We start from the raw sequence: 536 nt of genomic DNA, 5'->3' as shown, positions 1-536 counted from the left end.
TCCTTTCCGTCCGTGGGCACGAGATAGAACGATGAAATCTCCTCACTTTCATCAACTTTGCGCGCGACCTCAAAAGGTCGCCATCCGAGCCAGCCACCCGGTTGAGTCGCACGCTGATCGTACAATTCCCGCTCGGCGCCGATCATAACGTCGGCCAGTTGCTGGTATGCGGCGGCCCAGGCGTCACGCATTTCCTCGGTGAAGGCATCACCGAGCGTTTCGGCCATTGCGGCGAGCAGGTGCTCGCCCACGACAGGATAGTGCTCGGGTTGCACACCGAGGCTGGCGTGCTTTTGCGAAATACGCCTGACCGCTGGCCCGAGCGCGCCAAGATTGTCGATGTTGGAGGCGTAAGCCCAGACGGCATGCGCCAGCGCTTCCGACTGTCCGCCGGAGCGCTGATTGGCGTGGTTAAAGAGATTCCTGAGCTCGGGATGATGTTCAAAGAGGCGGCGGTAAAACCGTGTAACCACGGTCATTCCGTGCTCGCTCAGAACAGGCGCGCTCGACTTGATGATTTCGGTCTGCCGTGGCGT

Annotated in this window: 1 protein-coding gene; it reads right to left on the bottom strand. The window is 60.3% G+C overall.

What is annotated here, in order from left to right:
- A partial coding sequence (locus AWB68_RS46080) for a globin domain-containing protein (protein WP_327384582.1) occupies window positions 1-515 on the bottom strand: 515 nt, incomplete at its 3' end.
- Window positions 516-536 lie beyond the last annotated feature (21 nt).

It is taken from the genome of Caballeronia choica (assembly GCF_001544535.1).
Taxonomy (GTDB): Bacteria; Pseudomonadota; Gammaproteobacteria; order Burkholderiales; family Burkholderiaceae; genus Caballeronia; species Caballeronia choica.
This window is presented reverse-complemented; position numbering and strand designations above follow the sequence as displayed.